The organism is Actinoallomurus oryzae (genome assembly GCF_039541955.1).
GTDB classification, from domain to species: domain Bacteria; phylum Actinomycetota; class Actinomycetes; order Streptosporangiales; family Streptosporangiaceae; genus Actinoallomurus; species Actinoallomurus oryzae.
In genome coordinates this window covers 316307-336053 of record NZ_BAABHF010000015.1, presented here as the reverse complement: position 1 = coordinate 336053, position 19747 = coordinate 316307, and the positions used below count along the sequence as shown (strand labels likewise).

Sequence of the window (19747 nt, the reverse complement as noted above, 5' to 3'; positions counted from 1 at the left end):
CGAAGACACGCCTCTGCGGTCACGCCCTCCGACGAAGGAGGACTCATGACCGAGCGAAGCGAGGGCATCGAAGACACGCCTCTGCGGTCACGCCCTCCGACGAAGGAGGATCGGTGACAGGAGCCGCCTCCACGGAGCCCGCTCCCCGGCCGCTCGGCCATGGGCCGCTGCGCGCCGACCTGCTCGGCGCGGCGCTGGACCACGTCCGGTTCGCCGGCACGCCGGTGCTGCGGCGGGTCTACGTCGGGGTCCGCGACCGCCGCTGGCGGACCGTACCCGCGCGGGTGCTCGGCGTCGAGGAGACCGGCGACCGCACCACCGTCGAGGTCCGGCACGACAACGGCGACGTCGGCTTCCGCTGGACCGGCACGATCACCCTCACCGATCGCGAGCTCACCTTCGCGATGGACGGGCGGGCCGAGCGCGACTTCCTGCGCTGCCGCGTCGGGCTGTGCCTGCTGCACCCGCTGCACCTGGCCGGGACGTCCGTCCGCGTCCGGGGACCCGGCGGCGAGCACACCGGCCGGTTCCCCGAACGGATCAGCCCCCACCAGCCGCTGCGCGACATCGTCGCGATGCGGTACCACGACGGCGGGCTGGAGGTCGCGATCGAGCTGGACGGCGACGTCTTCGAGACCGAGGACCAGCGCAACTGGACCGACGCCTCCTACAAGACCTACGGCACGCCCCTGGCGCTGCCCTTCCCCGTCCGATTGCGCCGTGGCGAGCGCGTCCGCCAGCGGATGCGCCTGCGCGTCACGGGCCGGCCCGGCCCCGCCCGGGCGCCCGCCCGGGGCCCGGCCGGCGTACGGCTCGGCGCGGACGGGCCGCCGCTTCCGGCGATCGGATTGCAGCACCGCGGCCCCGTCCCCGGCGAGGCGTCGCTCCGGGCCCTGGCGGAGGCCGGACCCGCCTTCGTCCACGCGGACGTCCGGCTGGATCTGGACGGCTGGCGGGAGCACGTCGCCGAGGCCGGCGAGGTCGCGCGGAGGCTTCGGATCCCCCTGCGGGTCGGAGCGGCGCGCGCGACGCCCGGGCGGATCGCCGAGCTGGCCGGAACGCCCGTGGACACGCTCCTGGTGTTCGGGCCGCGCATGACCACGACACGGGAGCTCGCCGAGGCGGCGCGGCGGGCGTTCGCGGGCACCGGCGTACGGATCGGCGGCGGCAGCCGGGCGCACTTCGCCGAGCTGAACCGGGCGGACGGGCTGCCGGTGGAGCTGCTGGACCTCCTGTGCTTCCCGATCACGGCGACCGCGCACGCCGACGACACCGCCAGCGTGCGGGAGACCCTGCTGGTCCATCCTCAGGTGGTGGCGCAGGCCCGTGAGCTGGCGCGCGGACGGCCGGTGCTGGTCGGCCCGGTGAGCCTGCGGCCGGCCTGGGACCCCTGGGCGCCGGACGCACCGCCCCCGCCGCCCGACCCCCGGCACCGCGGCCTGTTCGGCGCGGCCTGGACGGTCGGCGCACTGGCGGCGCTGGGCCTCGCGGGCGCGGCGGAGGTCTCCCTGTACGAGACGGTCGGCCCGCGCGGTGTGGTGGGGGCGCCGGTGTGGCACGTGCTCGCCGCGCTCCGGCCGTACGCGGGCGGGCGGCTCGTCCGGCTGGACCTGCCGGAGGGGCTCACCGGGCTGGCCGTCCGCAAGGACGCCCGCCACCTGATCATCGTCGCCAACCCGTCGGACGAGCCCCGGGCCCTCGACCCCGGCGGGCGCGACTGGGCACTGCTGGAGCCCGTCGCGGAGGCCGGCGGCCCCCGGCCGGGCGGCGGGGCTCCGCGGCGGGCCCGGGGCGAACGGCCGGTGCGCGACGGCCCGCTCGTCCTGCCCGGCCCGTCCGTCGCCATCAGCCCCCCGGCCGCCGCCTTCAGCGCCCCGGCCACCCGCACCTGCCAGGAGAGGACTCCGGATGCCTGAGCCGTTCCGCGTCGGCCTGACGCGCGACTTCCTGACCGACGACGGCCGCATCGGCTGGGGCGACATCGGCCTGCGCGAGTTCGACCAGGCCGACAACGTCGTCTGGGACTTCCTGCCCGCCGCCGAGGGCGGAGAGCTCACCGCCGCCGACGTCGCCGGGTACGACGCGCTCATCGTGCTGGGTCCCCGCGTGACCGAGGCCACGGTCGCGGGCGCCGACCGGCTCGCGCTGGTGGCGCGCTTCGGCGTCGGCTACGACAACGTGGACGTCCCGGCCTGCACCGAGGCGGGGGTGCTGGTGACGATCACTCCCGACGGTGTCCGCCGGCCCGTCGCGGTGTCCGCGCTGACCATGCTGCTCGCGCTGTCCCACCGGGTGCTCGTCAAGGACCGGCTGGTACGCACCGGCCGCTGGGACGACAAGCTCGACCACATGGGCGTCTCCCCGTCCGGGCGCACCCTCGGGCTGGTCGGGTGGGGCAACATCGGGTCCGAGGTGTCGCGGCTGTGCGAGCCGCTCGGCATGACGCAGCTGGCCGCCGACCCGTACGCCGATCGGCGGGCCGCCGCCGCGCGGGGCGTCGAGATCGTCGGGCTGGAGGAGCTGCTGGCCCACGCCGACTTCGTCGTCGTCACCTGCGCGCTCACCCCGCAGACGCATCACCTGCTCGACGCCGGCCGGCTCGCCCTGATGAAGCCCACCGCGTTCTTGGTCAACGTGGCGCGCGGGCCGATCGTCGAGCAGGGCGCGCTGACCCGGGCACTGGCCGAAAGGCGCATCGCGGGCGCCGCCCTCGACGTCTTCGAATCCGAACCGCCGCGCCCCGACGACCCGCTCCTGTCGCTGCCGAACGTGCTGCTCGCCCCGCACGCCATCGCGTGGACCGACGAGCTGGCTCGGGGAAACGGAGAGGGCGCCATCGCCGCGGTGCTCGACCTGGCCGCCGGCCGGGAGCCGGCGCACCCGGTGAACCCGCGGGCACTGGACCATCCCCGGCTGCGGGCACGCATCCACCACTCACGGAAGGCCGTTCGTTGACCATGACCATCAAGCAGGAACTCCGCGACGGAGACCTCGTCCTGGGCACCTTCGTCTTCGAGTTCGCCACCCTGGGCATCGGACGCCTGGCCGCCGGGGCCGGGGCGCGATTCGTCATCTACGACGCCGAGCACACCGGCTGGGGCTGGGAGAAACTCGGCGGGCTGGTCGCCACCACGCGCGGCGCCGACGCTCTCATCCGCGTGCCGCACGCCGCCCGCACCACGATCTCCCGCGCGCTGGACACCGGGGCGCGCGGCGTCATGGTGCCGATGGTCGAGTCGGCCGAGCAGGCCCGCGACATCGTGCGCTGGGCCAAGTACCCGCCGGACGGGGTACGCGGCGCCGCGTTCGGGGTCGCCCACGACGACTACTCCGCCACGGACAACGTCGCCTACATGCGGCGGGTCAACGACGAGCACCTGGTCATCACGCAGATCGAGACGGCGGCGGGCCTGGCCGCCGTAGAGGAGATCGCCGCCGTCGACGGGGTGGACGTGCTGTGGGTCGGCCACTTCGACCTGACCAACAGCATGGGCATCCCGGGGCGGTTCGACCACCCCGACTACCTGGCGGCGCTGGACCGGGTCGCGGCGGCGGCGCGAGCGGCCGGCAAGCACGCCGGGTTCATGGCCGGCGGCCCGCAGGAGGCCGAGATGCTGATCAAGCGAGGCTTCCGGATCCTGGCCTACGGCGGCGACCTGTGGATCTACCAGGCCGCGCTGCGGTCCGGGCTGAGCGAGGTCCGGGCACTTGTCTGAGCTGCCCGGCCACCCGCCGCGGGTGGACTTCGTCGACCACGTGGCGGTCGCGGTGCACGACGCGGACGCGGCGCTGCCCTACTACGTGTCCCGGCTCGGGCTGAAGGTCGTCGGCGACGAGGAGGCCGACGACCCCGGCGTCCGGCTCACCTATCTGGACGGCGGCAACGTGCTGATCCAGCTCGTCCAGCCGCTGCGGCCCGGTCCGGTCGCCGACTTCCTGCGCACCCGCGGCGAGGGACTGCACCACCTGTGCTTCAACGTCGAGCGGATCGAGCCGGTGCTGGGCGCGCTGTCCGGCGAGGAGGGCGCGAAGATCTTCGCCGGAGGCCGGGGCCGGCGGGCCTGCTTCCTGCTGCACGAGCCGAACGGGGTCCGCGTGGAGCTCACCGAGCGGGAGCCGCTCGCATGACCCGCGCCGAGCCGGAGCCGTTCGCATGACCCGCGCCGAGCCGGAGCCGTTCGCATGACCCGCCGGATGACCGTCGTGCTGGACGACGACCCGACCGGCACCCAGTCGGCCCGGGACGTTCCGGTGCTCCTGGACCCGGAGGCCGACCCGACCGCCGGCGCCGACGACGCGGTGTACGTGCTCACCAACACCCGGGCGATGGAGGAGGACGAGGCCGTGGCCCTGCTGCGGCGCCTCCGCGCCCGGATCGACGCCACCGGGGTGCGGGCGGAGTACGTGCTGCGCGGCGATTCGACGCTGCGCGGCCACGTCTTCGCCGAGTCGGACGTGTTCGCCGGCGACGTGCTGCTGTTCGTCCCGGCGTTCCCCGCGGGCGGGCGGACCACGGTCGACGGCGTGCACTACGTCAGCGTGGACGGGAGGCGGCGGGTGGCCGCCGACACCGAGTTCGCCGCCGATCCGGTCTTCGGCTACCGGGCCCGGACCCTGCCCGGCTGGGTCCGCGAGGTCGGCGGCCGTGACGCGTACCCGGTCGGCCTGGCGGCGCTGCGCGCCGGCGGGCCGGACACGGTGGCGCGGGCCCTGCGCGCGGTGCCGGCCGGCACGGTCGTCGTCCCCGACGCCGAGACCGACGACGATCTGGCCGTCATCTCCGCGGGGCTGGACCGGGCGCGAACGGCGGGCCGTACGGTGACGCTGCGGTGCGCCGCCCCGCTGGCCGCCATGCGGGCCGGACGACATACCGCCCGGTCGGTCTCGCCCCCCGTACGGTGTCGCGACGGCGGTACCCTTGTCGTCTGCGGCTCGCACACCGACGCGAGCGGCCGGCAACTCGCCGCGCTCTCCCGCGACCTGAAGACACCAGTGCACACCGTATCGACGACAGCCGCTCTCTCCGACCCGGACCGGGAGGGAGCACGCCTGGCCACGGCGCTGGGCGCGGAACTCGCCCGCGGCGGCACCGCCATCGTGGCCGGCGAGCGGACGCGGCGCGCGGAGCACGGCGCCCTCCGGCACGGGGCCCGGGTCATGCGGGCGTTGTGCGGGGCCGTCGCCCCGAACGCCGGGCGGCTGGCGGCGGTCATCGCCAAGGGCGGCATCACCTCGGCGGAGGTGGCGCGCCGCGGGCTGGGCGCACGCACGGCCCGGGTGGTGGGTCCCCTGCTGCCCGGGATCGCCGTGTGGGAGGTTCCCGCCCCGGCGGGCGCCCCCATTCCGTACGCCGTCGTGCCCGGCAACGTCGGCGGCGACCGGACGCTGGTCGACATCGCACACGTCTTCGGGCTGATCTGAGAAGGGACCTGGTGTGGCGGAACCCTCCAACGCCTCGACGAGCGAGGCACGGCCCAAGACCCCCCGGGCGGAGGCGCCGCAGATCCTGCTGTCCGCTCCGCAGCGGGAGAGCGCGGTCGTCGACATCGCGCGGCAGCTGCTGTCGCAGCTGCTGTCGGGGCAGCTCTCCCCCGGCACCCGGCTGCCCTCCGAACGCCAGCTCGCCGAGAGCCTCGACGTCGGGCGGTCCACGATCCGCGAGGCGCTCAAGGCGCTGGACGTCCTGGGCATCATCGAGGTGCGCCAGGGCGACGGCACCTACCTCAAGCAGAGCACGTCGAGCCTGCTGCCCAGCGCCATCGAGTGGGGCCTCATGCTCGGCCAGCCGCAGCTGCTCGACCTGATCGAGGCCCGGCGGCACATCGAGACGATCACCGCCGGGCTGGCCGCCGAGCGCGCCGACGACGCGGACGTCGCCGAGCTGGCCGAGCACCTGGAGGAGATGCGCGCCGCCCCGGACAGCGCCGCCTTCGTCGAGGCCGACGTCGCCTTCCACCTGACGCTCGCCAACGCGGCGGGCAACTCCGTGCTCAACGACATCCTGGGCAGCATCCGGTCGCTGCTGCGGGTGTGGATCCGCCGGGCCATCCAGGAGGTGGGCAGCGCCGACATCACGATCGCCGAGCACGCCGCCGTCCTGACCGCCGTCCGCGAACGGACGCCCGAGGCCGCGGCCGAGGCCATGCGGGCCCACATGCGGGCCGCGGGCGCCCGTCTCGAACGCTCCCTCCGAGATCGCTAGTAGGGCCTACCTCGGAAACCTCACGCCGGGCCGACGCGGAACCAGTCGACCTCGGCGGTGCCGCCCTGGTCCGGGCCGGACGGGGCGGTGCCGAACAGGCCGAGCGTGGCTCCGACCCAGGTGCTCGGAGTCGCGGTGAACGATCCTCCGACCGGTCGCAGGCCGCGCCCGTCCGGGTCGGCGGCGAACCGGCACACGCCACCCGGCCCGACCTCGACCCGGAGCCGTACCGAGGTGCGGCCCCGGGCCAGCGTGATGGGGGCGGCGGCGTCCACCTCGCTCTCGTCCTCGGCCGCGGTCCGGTGCGTGAGGACGAGCCGCGAGCCGCTGCGCCGCAGTCCGATCCACGCGTAGGCGTCCCCGAGCACCACCAGCCCGGCCCGTACGTCCTCTCGCGTCGCGCGGAGGGAGAGCGACGTGGTCACGACGAACGACTCGGCCGGGAAACGCTGACCCAGCACGTTCGGCAGCAGCCGCAGGTCCGCGGTGTCGGCACTGGGCGGGCAGACCAGGCGGAGCCGGCCGCCGCGCACCGAGCACCAGGACGGATCGGCGTTCGCCTGCCAGAACCACTGCTCGCCGAGCCGGTGGCCGGTGAACTCGTCGCCGCTCGCGGGGGCACAGATCTTCGACGGCCGGCCGACCGCCGGCTTGCGGTGGACCAGCACCGGCGTGCCACGCCCGCTGCCGTCGTCATCGCCCATCACCGGCCAGCCGTCGTCCCGCCACCGCATCGGCTGCAGGTGGACCACCCGGCCGTAGACCCCGCGGTCCTGGAAGTGCAGGAACCAGTCCTCGCCCTGTTGGGTGGTGACCCAGGCTCCCTGGTGCGGTCCGTTGATCGGGGTGTCGCCCTGGGCCAGCACGATGCGGTTCTCGTACGGGCCGAAGATGTCGCGCGACCGGAACGCCGACTGCCATCCGGGCTTCACCCCGCCCGCCGGCGCGAAGATCCAGTACCAGCCGTCGCGCTTGTACAGCTTGGGGCCCTCCAGCGTGGTGTAGCCCGGGATCTCGTCGCCGTTGACCACGACCTGGCCGTCGTCCAGCAGCTCTCGGCCGTCCGGGCTCATCCGGTGCAGCGTCAGCCGGTTGTTGATCCCCGAACGGCTCTTGGCCCAGGCGTGGATCAGGTACGCGCTGCCGTCCGAGTCCCACAGCGGGCACGGGTCGATCAGGCCCTTGCCCTCCTTCAGCGCGTACGGCGTGGTCCACGGGCCCGCCGGGTCGACGGCGGTGGTGACGAAGATGCCGTAGTCCGGATCCGGGTAGACGATCCAGAACTTCCCGGCGTGATAGCGGATCGCCGGCGCCCACACGCCGTTCCCGTGCTGCGGCACGCTGAAGTGGTCGCGGGGCTCCAGCTCGGTCAGCGCGTGCCCGATGATCGTCCAGTTCACCAGGTCCCGCGACCGCAGGATCGGCAGCCCCGGGATCCGGTTGAACGTCGAGGCGGTGAGGTAGAAGTACGGCCCCACGCGTACGGCGTCCGGGTCGGACCAGTCGGCGTTCAGCACCGGGTTCTGGTACCGGCCGTCACCGAGGTCGGCGACCCACGGCAGGTCGGGCCGCCCATGACCCGCGGGAGTGGCCGGGCTCCGTACGGTCGCGTCGGCCGTGCCGCCGAGACGGCCGAGGACCACCGAACCGGCCACCGCCCCCAGGCCGGTCTGCATGACCCGCCTGCGACTCTGCTCACCCATGCGTGTCCCTTCCTCTGGTCATCCGGGTCTGCTCCGTCATGCGCCGGATCGCCTTCCGGGCGGCCGGGCCGGTGCGGCGCAGCGGAGCATCCGGTCGGCGAAGTCGCGCAGGTAGTCCACACGCCACTGGTTCACGCTCTTGGCGCCGGGATAGATCCCCTCGGCGGCCGCGGGATCCTGGTCGTCGCACCACCAGTTCGGATGGGTGGCGGACGGCCGGTTCGCCCGCTCGATCGGCGGCGGCACGGCGGTGAACTGGCCGGACAGGCCGTCCAGCCCGGCGAAGTCGCTCTGGATCGCGTACGACCAGACCTGCGGCGTCTTGGGGGCGAAACGGAAACGCAGGACCTTGCCGTCGTTCACGGCGAGCGACGGAACCCGGCCGTCGGTCAGCATCTGCGCGGTGTTGGCGGAGGTGAAGCCGTCGGGGACCGGCAGTGCGATCTCGGCGACGCCGTAGACCTCGACCGTGTCCGCCGCGGTGGTGATGCGGTCGTAGACGGTCTTACGGCCGTCCCAGAGGCGCACGTATCGTCCGCCCCAGCTGGGCTTCGCCGGGTTCTGGGCGCCGTGCAGGAACCAGCCGACGGCCGGGGAGTCGCCCATCTTCAGCTCGCCGCCGCGCTCGCCCGCGAAGAAGTCGCCGAGCGCCCCCTCGCCGGCGACGTGTGTCGTCACGAACGCGGTGTTCCCCCACTCGCCGGTCTGGTCGCCGCCGGTGAACCAGCCGCGGTACGTCGAGTTCGACTCGATCATCCAGAGCTTCGGATGGTGGGTCTCGATGTAGTCGTAGGCCTCGACGCTCCACATCTTGTTCGGCCCGCCGATCCAGTAGACGCGGATCTTCGGCAGGATGTCGGGAGCGTCGTGCAGCGCCTGCGCGAGGTCGTCGATCCCCCCTGCCATCAGGAGGTACAGCGGGCGCGGGTCACGGCGACGAGCGCACTCGACGATCCATTTCGAGCCTTCGGTCGGGTGGTCGAACCCCGCGGGCCGCTGCCAGCCGTACCCGTCCGCGCCCTGCTTGGTGATCGCACGCAGCCGGTCGGGTTTCGGGTAGTGGGGGGAGTACGTCCGCAGGTACGGATGGTCGCGCTCGTAGACGTCGATGACGTCGAGGATCGGCTGGGCGCTGTTCGTTCCGGGCGGCGAGTGCACGAGCCCTTCGATGTCGAAGCGGTCCGCGTACACCAGGAGATGGACCAGGGACTGCCAGTCGTCCGGATCGCTGCCGCCGATGTCGGTGTTCCAGATGATGCGCGGACGCGAGTGCGGGGCCTTGCCGGCGCCGGAGGAGCCCAGGGCCGCCGCCGGCGAGTTCGCCATCGCGGCCGTGCCCAGCGCCGTTCCCGTCGCCAGCGCCGTGTAGCGCAGGAAATCTCGTCTTTCGATCATGCGGGGGCCTTCCTCACGTGCTTCCGATGACCGGCGGCGTGGTCACCGGCTCACCGGCGACGGTCACCCGGTCGAAGGTCAGGCCGTCGATGTCGGAAATGGTGCTGTCGCGCGAGACGTTCGTGAACGTGCAGTTCACGAGACGGATGTCGTGCAGCGGGTCGTCCGGGTAGCCCCGGATGAACAAGGGGGCGCGGCTCGTGTCGCACATGAGGTCGCGGATCTCGACGTTCCGTACGAGCGGCGGGTAGGAGCCGGTGTCCCCGTCGCCGTGGTACAGGTCGATCGAGATGGTCTCCTTCAGCAGCGAGCTGATGTGGATGTCGCGCAGGTAGACGTTCTCCACGAAGCCGCCGCGCACCGAGTTGGTCTTGATGTACAGCCCGAAGTACAGGTTGGGGCTGCCCATGGTGCAGCGGCGCACGAACACGTTGCGGATGCCGCCGGTCGTGTCGCTGCCGATCGCCACCGCGCCGTACCGGATCCGCATGTCGCAGTCCTCGATGAGGACGTCCTCACAGGGCACGTTGACCCGCCGCCCGTCGGCGCCGCGGCCTGCCTTGATCGCGATGGAGTCGTCGCCCGCGTCGAACACGCAACGCCGGATCACCACCCCCGAGCAGGACTCCGGGTCGCAGCCGTCGTTGTTGGGCCCCCTGCTGTCGACGTGGACGTCGCGCACGGTGACGTTCGTCGAGAGCACCGGGTGGATCTGCCACATCGGCGACCGGACGACCGTGACGCCCTCGACCAGCACGGAGCGGCAGCGGTAGAACTGCAGGAAGTTCGGCCGCAGGTAGTGCCCGGCGCCGAACACCCGCTGTTTCACCGGGACGCCCCGGTCGGCCATGTCCTGCAGCGCCGCCCAGTCGGCGCTCTCCTCGGGGTCGCCCGGCTTCCAGCCGAAGTCGCTGTTGCCCACCCACGGCCACCAGTGCTCCGTGCCGCCCTGCCCGTCGAGCGTCCCCGAGCCCGTGACCGCGATGTTCTCCTGGCCGTACGCGTAGATGAAGGGCGAGTAGTTGTAGCACTCGATGGAGGAGAAGCGGGTGTAGACGGCCGGCAGGTACGCCGCCGGGTCGGTGCTGAACAGGACCGTCGCGCCCTCGCCGACGTGCAGGTCGACGCCGCTGCGCAGGTGGATCGCGCCGGTCAGGAACGTTCCCGCCGGGACGTCGACGTGGCCGCCGCCGGCGTCATGGCAGGCGGCGATCGCCCGGCGGAACGCCTCCGTGCAGTCGGTCGTGCCGTCGCCGACCGCGCCGAAGTCGGTGAGGGCGAACCGGCGGGCGGGGAACCGGGGTGGCCGGACGCGCCGGGTGATCTCGGCGGCGCGCCGCCACCCGGTCGCCCCGCCGGATCCCGGCCGCGCGCCGGCGTCCGTCGCCGCCCGGGCCGACGCGGCGCCGGGGGCGATCCCGCCGAGCACCGCGCCGCCGGCGGTCGCCGCGGCGCCCGTGGTGAGGAAGTTACGTCGTGACCATGTCAATGTCGGCCTCCGTGAATGCGCCTACAGTGCGGGGCTGAGGTTCTCCCAGCGGACGGTCCAGGTGCCGTCGTCGGGGAACCCGGGGGCGTGCCGGTCGGGCGCACCGTCCCAGCCTGCGCACATGAACGCGATCGCGTAGAGCAGGCCGCCGTTGTCCGGGAGGTAGGGGTAGCCGTGCGTGTCGCCGTACCCCGCGTCGTCGATGTTGTTGGCGCCGCCCGGATAGAGCAGCCAGTGCAGCGCCTGCTCCGGTTCGCCGATGCGGGCGGCGGTCATCGCGATCATCGGGAAGTCCCAGCTCCACCGGTCGACCTGCCATTCGACGAAGACCTTGTGGGCGGTGCGGAGGAAGGTGTCCTTGTCGACTCCGTCGCCGGGCAGCCAGCCGTACACGACCGCCGGCCCGGGATGGTCGAAGTTGTACTTCGTCCACATGTCGGGCACGCCCTCGTAGAGGACGTACACGCCGTCCTCCACGGGCAGCTCGGCGAGGCCGTGCAGCACCTTGTCCCAGCCGGGGTCGCGCGACAGGCCGAGGCGCTCGCGCCAGGTCTGGGCGATGCGCAGGCCCATCCGCCAGTACGACAGCTCGAACGTCGGGTTCATGGCGGTCTTGGCGTCGGCGTTCTCCGACATCACCTGCAGTGGGGGGCCGAGGACGTAGCGCTTCGTGGGTTCGTCCCAGAAGGCGTACGACGCGAGGAAGTCGGCGGTGGCGAAGAGCACCTCGCGCCACTTCTCCAGCGTCTCCCGGGTGGGGTGGGCGCGGTAGTCGAGCTCGGCGAAGAACATCGGGTGCGGCTGCTGCCAGATGAGCAGCACGTTGGTCTCGCCGGGCGACTGGCGGAGGTCGGGACCGATCATCTTCGGCCACTTGGCGCCCTTGTAGCCCTGCGCCGCGGCCCGGCGCCGCGACGAGGGCAGCAGCCGCCGATAGATGCCGACGGACCGGTCGAGGAGGTCCCAGCGGTTCCACAGCGCCCAGTGCGCCGCGTGCCACCAGTACATCTCCATCTGGGCCTTGCCCCACCAGGTGCGCAGCACGAGGCCGCTCTCCTGCGTCGGGAACGACCCGGCGTCGTTCACGGCTTCGAGGTACTGCGAGAGCACGATGCGGCGTTCGAGTTCGAACCAGCGGGAGTCGGTGCTGCCGGACAGGTCGACCGCGCCGCCGGACTTCCAGTACCGCGGCCAGTGGCGGGCGCCGGCCGCGAACACCGCGTCCGGCTGCGGGACCGACCGCGCGGCGTCGGGCGAGAACAGCAGGACGAACTCGACGCGGCCGTGCTCGCCGCCGGTGAGCGTGTAGCGGTGCTTGTCCGCGAGCCGGCCGATACGCAGCTCGGCGCCGGTGGCGACGCGCTCGCGGCGCACGTCGCCGCCGAGGCGGTAGACGACCTCAAGGATGTCACCGGCGCTCGTCTCGGTGCCGACGAGATCGGCGTCGACGGTGGCGAACAGGGAATCGTCGGCGACCTTGGCGCGCAGCCGGTCGGCCACGTCCACCCAGGCGCCGCCCGCGCCGTAGCGCGCGGAGGTGATGGTGAGCGGCCCTCCGGCCGGGGCGTTCAGCTCGGCACCGGCCGACCAGCGCAACCCCGCGTGGTAGGTCATGTCGTGGAGGCCGCTGAGGGTGTGGGTGATGTCGGCCCGCCGCCCCGCGCGGCGGACCAGGCCGGTCTCGTGCGCGTCGGGGTGGTCCCAGTCGCCCACGTAGACCGCTCTCTTGTCGATCGTGTCGACGAAGGGGAAGTCCACGAAGACCGACAGCCGGCCCGCGTCGACGAGCGGCGACTCGACGGTCACCGCGACGGCGTCGACGTCGGGGTGGCAGCAGGTGCGCACCCGTACCGGTTCGCCGTCGACCTGGAAGCGGCTGTCGAGCGTGCCGGTCCACAGGTCCAGCTCCTGGTGGCAGTCGGTGAGATCCCCGATCACGGCGTCCCAGCCGTCGCGGGTGACCATCCGCAGCCCGGGGCGCGCGAGGCTGATGAGCTGCGGATACATCCGCATCCAGTCCGACAGCGCGGTCTGGGTGTCATTGGGGATCCAGTACCGTACCGGCCGGCCGTGGGTGTCCCAGACCTCGCCCTGGAAGTCCGACGGTTTCTGTCCCGGGGGCAGCGGACCGCTGTACCACGCCCAGTTCGCCAGCGTGTTGAACGGCGTGAACGTCTGCAGCCCGGTGATGTCGGCGTTGAAGGCGAACGACCCGTTGCCCACCTGGAGCGGCCACTCCTGGCTCGCCGACGTGCGCACCACGTTGTGCCGCGACACCAGGGCATGACGGTCGATGGGCGCGCCGGTGCCGCCGGACCCCCGGGGGGCGGCCTGAGCCTGGCGGGGAGGCAGCGGTGCGCCCGCGGCCACCGTCGCGCCACCCGCGGCTGACAGGAACTGTCGGCGATCGAACACGAGAGTCTCCTCAGAATCGCTGGGCTCACGTGGCTGGCAGAAATCGGAGTTGACCTGGGCAAGGTGGTGATCGGGAAGCGCGGCACGGCCCGCACGCCCTGACGGTCGGCGCGTGGGAAAAGGTTTTCCTCCGGTGCAGAGGCTCGCACTGTGGCCGACGCCGGTCAAGGTCTCGGCCGAGATCGGACATAACACCGACAACTCACCGCACAGATGTTGTCGGCGGCCACGGCGTGGGAAAAGGTTTTCCCAACCGGGCCGCACACGGACGTGACCCGTGGGCGGGCGGGTGCGCCCGCCGTCGCGTCAGCGGAAGGGAACTCGCATGAAACTGGTACGCAAGACCGCGTGGATCACGGCGGCCATCATCGCCGTGCCGCTACCGGTGCTCGCGGCGACGACCGCACCCGGCGGCGCGCCACCGCAGGTCGTGGCGGCGGTCCCGACGGCCGCCCGCCCGCTCGTCGACTGGACCGCCCCGTACCCCCAGACCGACAGCCCCACCCGCGGATACCCCGTGCTCGGCGGCCTGTCGACGACCGAGCTGTATCACGCCGCCCCCTCCACGGGGACCTACAGCCACCATCCGATGGTGACCCATCAGGGCGGCACTCTCTTCGCCTCGTGGTCCAACGGCGTGGTCAACGAGGACAACCCCGGTCAGCGGGTGCTCGGCACCGTCTCGACCGACGGCGGCGGCGGCTGGGCCGGATGGAAGGTCTACTTCCCGCCCCAGGACAAGACCCCGCCCGACGAGCCGGGCTCCGACGGCCGCGTCCCCGGCCGCGTCCTGACCGCCGACGGATACGCGACGATCGGCGCTGACGTCTACGCGGTCGCCGAGGTCTGGGACTGGGTCCAGAAGGGTGACGACCGAACGCAGAAGGGGTGGGGCCGCGTCGCGCGGCGGGTCGCGCCGGACGGCACCCTCGGGCCGATCTTCTGGCTGGAGCCGACCTCCCCCGAGCCCAAGCCCGGCTTCCCGAGCTACCCGAACGCCTCCGACCCGAGGTACGGCGCGATCGCGCGGCAGATCACCGCGTACCTCGCCGATTCGCGCAACACCCCGCCGTGGGACTACAAGAGCGGCTGGACCGAGGACTATCCCGCCGCCGACGGCCAGACCCTCGGCCACGTGACACACGCCTATGTGCAGGCCGACGGCACGTACGTACGGCTCTGGCGCGGCAACAACACCGGCAAGCTGTACGCGCAGGCGAGCCGCGACCGCGGCAGGACCTGGGACCCGGCCATCCGCACCAGCATGCCCGACGCGCGCAGCAAGTCCTTCGCCGGCCAGCTCCCGGACGGCCAGGCGTACGTCGTCGGCAACGAACAGCCCCCCACGCAGCGCGATCCGATGTCGATCTCCCTCGCGAGCGACGGCGTGCACTTCGACCGGGTGGGCGTGATCCGCTACGCCGCCCCGCCGCTCCGCTACACCGGCGGCCACAAGAACCCCGGGTTCGAGTACCCGTCCGCGATCGCGACCGACACCGACCTGTGGGTCGTCTACTCGGTCAACAAGGAGGACGTCGCCATCACCAAGGTGCCGCTGTCGTCGCTTCCCGTGACCACGGACGACCTCCCCGGCATCATCCTCGAGGGCGCGCGGAGCCGCGCGATCTCGGACGGCAGGCTCGCGGTCCAGCTGGCCGGCCAGGCCAACAAGATCATGAAGGAGGTCGGAGGCGGCGCGAGCGTCCAGGCGGTCGCGGACGAGCTCGCCGCCCTGCGCCGGCGGGTCGGCGAGCAGTCCGGCAAGGGCATCACGCCGGCGTACGCCAAGCTGCTCCAGCAGGACATCACGATCGCGAGCGGCGGCTGATCCCTCGACGGCCTCCGCGGGGCCGGGCGGCTCGGCCTCAGACCGCCCGCCCGGCCCGCCCGCACCTCGGGCCGCCCGGCCCGCCTCAGCCCTCCAGGAACGCCTTCAGCGCGTTCGCCAGCAGGAACGGGTCGTCCGCGCCGCACAGCTCCCGGGCCGAGTGCATGGACAGGATCGGCACGCCCACGTCCACCGTGGTGATGCCGTACCGGGCCGCGGTGATCGGCCCGATCGTCGTGCCGCACGGCATCGCGTTGTTGGAGACGAACTCCTGCAGCGGCACGCCCGCGCGGTCGCACGCCGCGGCGAAGAGCCCGCGCCCGACGCCGTCCGTGGCGTACCGCTGGTTGACGTTGACCTTGAGGATCGGGCCGCCGCTCGGCATCGGCCGGTGTGTCGGGTCGTGCCGCTCCGCGTAGTTCGGGTGCACGGCGTGGCCGGTGTCGGCGGACACGCAGACGCTTCCCGCGAAGGCCCGGGCCCGGTCCTCGTGCGAGCCGCCGCGCACGAAGACCGACCGCTCCAGCACTCGGCCGAGGAGCGGCCCGCCCGCACCGGTGTCGGACTCGCTGCCGTTCTCCTCGTGGTCGAAGGCGGCCAGCACCGGCACGTGGGTGAGACCGGAGGAACCGGCGACCGCGGCGAGCGCGGCGGTCGCGGCGTGCACGGACAGCTGGTCGTCCAGCCGTGCCGCGGCGAGGAACTCCCGGTCGCGTCCCAGGTACGCGGGAGGCTGGACGTCGTGGGTCATGAGGTCCCAGCCGACGACGTCGGACGCCTCGACGCCCGCCTCCTCGGCGGCGAACCGGATCAGCCCGCCCTCGTCGACCGCACCGAGGCCCCACACCGGCTGCATGTGCCGCTGCCGGTCGAGCACGAGCCCCTTGTCGCCCACGTTCCGGTCGAGGTGGATCGCGAGCTGTGGCACTCGCAGCAGCGGCCGGTCGACGGCGAGCAGGCGCGTACCGCCGTCCCGCAGCACGAGCCGGCCGGACAGGCCGAGATCGCGGTCGAGCCAGCTGTTGAGCAGCGGCCCGCCGTAGATCTCGACGGCGACCTGCCGCCAGCCGTACGCACCCGAGTCCGGCCGCGGCTTGACACGCAGGTTCGGCGAGTCGGTGTGCGCCCCGACGATCCGGAACGGTGTCTCCGGTGGCGCGCCCTCCGGGACGTACCAGGCGATGATCGCCCCGCCGCGTACGACGTAGCGTCCGCCGGGCTCACCGTCCCAGGCGTCGGTCTCCCCGAGCCGCGTGAATCCGGCCCGCTCCAGGCGTTCGGCGACGTTCGCGACCACGTGGTACGGCGACGGGCCGGCCGCGACGAAGGCCGCCAGGTCGTCGGTGTGTTCCCGGTCGAAGTGAAGCTGCGCACTCATAGGGCAAGGCTAGGGAGCCGCAGGAACTCTTCGCCCACGGCCTCCCGGTGAGACCCGGGCCGGCGCGGGTCCCACCGGGAGGCCGCGCTCAGTTCCCCACGCCGAGGCCGGACATGAACGCGGACGGGTATCGGTCGCCGCGCGCCGCGCCCGGCGGCACCGCCTTCTCGATCTCGGCGAGGTCGTCCGCCGTGAGGTTCAGCTCGATCGCGGGCAGCGCCTCGGCCAGCCGCTCGCGGGTACGAGCGCCGACCAGCGGCACGATGTCCTCGCCCTGTGCGGCCACCCAGGCGATGGCCAGCTGCGCGACGGTGCACCCCTTCGCCTCGGCGACCCGGCGCAGCGCCTCCACGAGCGCGAGGTTGTGTTCCACGTTCCCGCTCGAGAACCGCGGGCCGGCGCCACGGCCGTCGCCGGGGCCGGCGGTGTGGCCCGCGGTCCAGTGCCCGGAGATGAGGCCGCGGCCGAGGACGCCGTACGCGGTCAGGCCGATGCCGAGCTCTCGCAGCGTGGGCAGGACGTCCGCCTCCACCGCACGGGAGATCAGCGAGTACTCGATCTGCAGGTCGGAGACCGGGTGCACGGCGTGCGCCCGGCGGATCGTCGCCGCGTCGACCTCCGAGAGCCCGAGGTACCGCACGTACCCGGCATCGATCATCTCCTTGATCGCGCCCACCGTCTCCTCGATCGGCACCGCCGGGTCCAGCCGCGCAGGACGGTAGATGTCGATGTGGTCGGTGCCCAGCCGGGTCAGCGAGTACGCCAGGAAGTTCCGCACCGCCTCGGGACGGCCGTCGTGCCCGCCGAACGCGGAGCCCGGCCCCCGCAGCATGCCGAACTTCACGCTCAGCACGTAGTCGTCCCGATCGCGGCCGCGCAGCGCCTCGGCGAGGAGCAACTCGTTGTGGCCCATGGCGTAGAAGTCGGCGGTGTCGATGAGTGTGACGCCGCGCTCCAGCGCGGCGTGCACGGTGGCGATGCTCTCCCCGCGGTCGGCCGCGCCGTAGGCGCCCGACATGCCCATCGCTCCCAGGCCCAGCGCGGAGACGGCCGGTCCGGTGGGGCCCAGGTTTCGTGTCTGCATCACGTTCTCCCTCTTGTCGATGCCGCTCCCGACTCTGCGCCAGGATCGCCGCGGGCGGGAGCGGAGCGTTCATCGTGGGAGAGCCGCTCCCTGGATGGGTCGCCCGAAGCGAGGGACCATGGGGGTCATGCAACGTGACCAGCTCGCCGACTTCCTGCGCCGCCGCCGCGAGGCGATCCGCCCGGCCGAGGTGGGCCTCGCCGACGGCCCGCGCCGCCGTACGACCGGCCTGCGCCGCGAAGAGGTGGCGATGCTCGCGGGCATGTCGGTGGACTATGTCGTACGCCTGGAGCAGGGCCGCAGCAGTCAGCCCTCGACCCAGCTGCTCGGCGCGCTGGCACGGGCGTTGCGACTCTCCGACGACGAGCGCGACCACCTGTTCCACCTGGCCGGCCACCGGCCCCCGCCCGCCGACGGAGTGGCCCGCGTGGCCCGCGCCGGCCTGATCCGCATGCTGGACCTGCTCGGCGACACGCCGGCCCTGGTGTCGTCCGATCTGAGCGAGGTCCTCGCCCAGAACCGGGCGGCCGTCCTGCTGACGGGCGACCACACCGGTTTCACCGGCGACCGCCGCTATGTCGTGTACCGCTGGTTCACCGAGCCCGCCGCCCGGGCGGTCAGCCCGCCCGAGGACCGGGAGCATCACTCCCGTCAGCTCGTCGCCGACCTGCGTGCGGCCGCCGGCCGCCGGTCCGGTGACCCGACGGTCGACGGACTCGTCGACCGTTTGCAGGCCGCGAGCGCGGACTTCCGCCAGCTCTGGGCCGAGCACGAGGTGGCGGTCCGGCGCGCCGCCCGCAAGACACTGCTGCACCCGCGGGTGGGCCCCCTGCTGATGGATTGCGAGACGCTGGTCGCTCCCGACCAGCGTCAGCAGTTGCTGGTGCTCACCCCGGCGGACGCCGAGACCCGCGAGCGGCTGGAGCTGCTGCGGGTGCTCGGCATCGAGGAGTTCCCCACGGGGGCCACGGACACGCCCGCACGGTGAAGACCTCGGACCGCCGGCCGCTCCCGTTTTCTGGGATCATGAGGTAAATGATCAGTTTGACCCGATCGATGACGTGGAATGCGGCTACGGGCGGTCTGCCGGACTGGGGGCGGGTCGCCGTGGCGGCGGGGATCGCGGTGGCGGCGGTCGCCCTGGGGTTCGGGCTCCGGGCCGCGCTCGGCTGGCTGACCCGCCGCGCCGGACGCACCCGCTGGGCATGGGACGACCTGCTGTTCACCCTGATGCGCGACCTGGCGCTCGTCTCCAGCTCGGCCCTCGGCCTGTGGGTGGCGGTGCTGGTCCTGAAGCTGCGGCCGGACTCACGGAACGTCGCGGACCACCTGCTGCTGGCCGTTCTCATCGTGACCGTCTCGGTGGCGGTCGCCCGGTTCGCCGCCGGTGCCGTCTCCTCCGTCGTCCGGTCCCGGGCCGGTGTCGCGCAGTCGGCGACGATCTTCGTGAACATCGTCCGGGTGATGGTGGTGGGGATCGGCGTCCTGGTTCTCCTGCAGAGCCTGGGCGTGTCCGTGACCCCGCTGCTGACGGCGTTGGGCGTCGGCGGGCTCGCCGTGGCGCTGGCCCTCCAGGACACGCTGGCCAACCTCTTCGCCGGCGTGCACATCCTGGCCTCCCGGAAGGTGCAGCCGGGTGACTACGTACGGCTCGACAGCGGTCAGGACGGCTACATCGTCGACATCAACTGGCGGAACACCACCATCCGCCAGCTCGCCGGGAACCTCGTGATCGTGCCGAACTCCAAGTTCGCCGACGCGATCCTGACGAACTACCACCGGCCGGAGCAGGATCTGTCCGTCACGGTCCAGGCGGGTGTCGGGTACGGGAGCGACCTCGACCAGGTGGAGAAGGTCACGATCGACGTCGCCCAGGAGGTCATGGCCGAAGTGGACGGCGGCGTCGGCGACCACGAGCCGTCGGTCCGCTTCCACACGTTCGGCGAGAGCCGCATCGACTTCTCGGTGACGCTGCGGACCCGTGAGTTCACCGACCAGTACGTGATCGTGCACGAGTTCATCAAGCGGCTGCACCGGCGCTACCGGATCGAGGGCATCGAGATCCCGAACCCGAAACGCACCATCGTCATGGCCGACGGCTCCACCGGGATCTGACCGCGACCGGCGGCTTCCCGGCTTGTCCGACTCCCGTCCGCGTGAGGGCGGGAGTCGGCATCGACGGCGTCGTGTCGCAGGGCACGTGCGATCGGCGCACCCGGGTCTGGTCCCGTCGGCCACGGTGATCTACCTTAT

The 19747-nt window shown here is 72.9% G+C and carries 15 protein-coding genes; 9 read left to right on the top strand and 6 right to left on the bottom strand.

Annotation, left to right across the window (positions count from 1 at the left end; translation table 11 throughout):
- Positions 1-113: 113 nt before the first annotated feature.
- From ABEA10_RS10510 to ABEA10_RS10485, 6 genes are read left to right on the top strand one after another with little or no spacing between them, the layout of a single operon-like run.
- Positions 114-1916 (top strand): D-apionate lactonase family protein, encoded by a 1803-nt coding sequence (locus ABEA10_RS10510; protein WP_345460887.1) that lies wholly within the window; start codon positions 114-116, stop codon positions 1914-1916.
- A complete protein-coding gene (locus tag ABEA10_RS10505; RefSeq protein ID WP_345460884.1) occupies positions 1909-2955 on the top strand; it encodes an NAD(P)-dependent oxidoreductase in 1047 nt (348 codons plus the stop codon). The genes ABEA10_RS10510 and ABEA10_RS10505 overlap by 8 nt, the downstream gene beginning before the upstream one ends.
- Before the next feature lie 2 nt (positions 2956-2957).
- Positions 2958-3716, top strand: a complete 759-nt coding sequence (locus ABEA10_RS10500; protein ID WP_345460881.1) for an HpcH/HpaI aldolase family protein — start codon at positions 2958-2960, stop codon at positions 3714-3716.
- Positions 3709-4128, top strand: a complete 420-nt coding sequence (locus tag ABEA10_RS10495; protein WP_345460878.1) for a VOC family protein — start codon at positions 3709-3711, stop codon at positions 4126-4128. Before ABEA10_RS10500 ends, ABEA10_RS10495 begins: the two co-directional genes overlap by 8 nt.
- A 54-nt stretch (positions 4129-4182) precedes the next feature.
- Positions 4183-5421, top strand: coding sequence for a four-carbon acid sugar kinase family protein (locus ABEA10_RS10490; RefSeq protein ID WP_345460875.1), 1239 nt, complete (start codon positions 4183-4185; stop codon positions 5419-5421).
- Between the two features lie 13 nt (positions 5422-5434).
- A complete protein-coding gene (locus ABEA10_RS10485; RefSeq protein WP_345460872.1) occupies positions 5435-6202 on the top strand; it encodes a FadR/GntR family transcriptional regulator in 768 nt (255 codons plus the stop codon).
- 20 nt (positions 6203-6222) lie between these two features.
- Here ABEA10_RS10485 and ABEA10_RS10480 read toward each other — a convergent pair whose 3' ends face one another.
- The 4 genes from ABEA10_RS10480 to ABEA10_RS10465 are packed head-to-tail and all read right to left on the bottom strand — an operon-like array spanning position 6223 to position 13204.
- Complete coding sequence (locus tag ABEA10_RS10480) at positions 6223-7905, bottom strand: glycoside hydrolase family 43 protein (protein WP_345460869.1); 1683 nt, start codon at positions 7903-7905, stop codon at positions 6223-6225.
- A 36-nt stretch (positions 7906-7941) separates the two neighbouring features.
- Positions 7942-9300, bottom strand: coding sequence for a DUF1593 domain-containing protein (locus ABEA10_RS10475; protein ID WP_345460866.1), 1359 nt, complete (start codon positions 9298-9300; stop codon positions 7942-7944).
- Positions 9301-9313: 13 nt separating this feature from the next.
- Positions 9314-10789, bottom strand: coding sequence for a glycoside hydrolase family 28 protein (locus tag ABEA10_RS10470; RefSeq protein ID WP_345460863.1), 1476 nt, complete (start codon positions 10787-10789; stop codon positions 9314-9316).
- Between the two features lie 21 nt (positions 10790-10810).
- Entirely contained in the window at positions 10811-13204 is a 2394-nt protein-coding gene (locus ABEA10_RS10465) for a hypothetical protein (RefSeq protein ID WP_345460860.1), read from the bottom strand.
- Positions 13205-13529: 325 nt separating this feature from the next.
- Between ABEA10_RS10465 and ABEA10_RS10460 the strand changes: the two genes are divergently transcribed.
- Positions 13530-15032 carry an exo-alpha-sialidase gene (locus ABEA10_RS10460; protein WP_345460857.1) on the top strand — a complete coding sequence of 501 codons (1503 nt, stop codon included), beginning with the start codon at positions 13530-13532 and terminating at the stop codon, positions 15030-15032.
- Positions 15033-15117: 85 nt separating this feature from the next.
- On the opposite strand, the gene ABEA10_RS10455 is transcribed toward ABEA10_RS10460, so the two are convergent.
- Positions 15118-16410: a M18 family aminopeptidase gene (locus ABEA10_RS10455; protein WP_345460854.1), complete on the bottom strand. Its 1293-nt coding sequence runs from the start codon at positions 16408-16410 to the stop codon at positions 15118-15120.
- Positions 16411-16498: 88 nt separating this feature from the next.
- A complete protein-coding gene (locus ABEA10_RS10450) occupies positions 16499-17494 on the bottom strand; it encodes an aldo/keto reductase (protein ID WP_345460851.1) in 996 nt (331 codons plus the stop codon).
- Positions 17495-17621: 127 nt separating this feature from the next.
- On the opposite strand from ABEA10_RS10450, the gene ABEA10_RS10445 reads away from it, so the two are divergent.
- Both ABEA10_RS10445 and ABEA10_RS10440 read left to right on the top strand, forming a co-directional pair.
- Positions 17622-18482 (top strand): helix-turn-helix transcriptional regulator, encoded by an 861-nt coding sequence (locus ABEA10_RS10445; RefSeq protein ID WP_345460848.1) that lies wholly within the window; start codon positions 17622-17624, stop codon positions 18480-18482.
- Between the two features lie 47 nt (positions 18483-18529).
- Positions 18530-19609 (top strand): mechanosensitive ion channel family protein, encoded by a 1080-nt coding sequence (locus tag ABEA10_RS10440; RefSeq protein ID WP_345460845.1) that lies wholly within the window; start codon positions 18530-18532, stop codon positions 19607-19609.
- The last annotated feature ends 138 nt before the right edge of the window (positions 19610-19747 follow it).

Coding starts and splice junctions, on each gene's coding strand:
- ABEA10_RS10505 (WP_345460884.1), top strand. CDS start 1,909: ATGCCTGAGCCGTTCCGCGTCGGCCTGACGCGCGACTTCCTGACCGAC.
- ABEA10_RS10500 (WP_345460881.1), top strand. CDS start 2,958: ATGACCATCAAGCAGGAACTCCGCGACGGAGACCTCGTCCTGGGCACC.
- ABEA10_RS10490 (WP_345460875.1), top strand. CDS start 4,183: ATGACCCGCCGGATGACCGTCGTGCTGGACGACGACCCGACCGGCACC.
- ABEA10_RS10480 (WP_345460869.1), bottom strand. CDS start 7,905: ATGGGTGAGCAGAGTCGCAGGCGGGTCATGCAGACCGGCCTGGGGGCG.
- ABEA10_RS10475 (WP_345460866.1), bottom strand. CDS start 9,300: ATGATCGAAAGACGAGATTTCCTGCGCTACACGGCGCTGGCGACGGGA.
- ABEA10_RS10460 (WP_345460857.1), top strand. CDS start 13,530: ATGAAACTGGTACGCAAGACCGCGTGGATCACGGCGGCCATCATCGCC.
- ABEA10_RS10455 (WP_345460854.1), bottom strand. CDS start 16,410: ATGAGTGCGCAGCTTCACTTCGACCGGGAACACACCGACGACCTGGCG.
- ABEA10_RS10450 (WP_345460851.1), bottom strand. CDS start 17,494: ATGCAGACACGAAACCTGGGCCCCACCGGACCGGCCGTCTCCGCGCTG.
- ABEA10_RS10445 (WP_345460848.1), top strand. CDS start 17,622: ATGCAACGTGACCAGCTCGCCGACTTCCTGCGCCGCCGCCGCGAGGCG.
- ABEA10_RS10440 (WP_345460845.1), top strand. CDS start 18,530: ATGATCAGTTTGACCCGATCGATGACGTGGAATGCGGCTACGGGCGGT.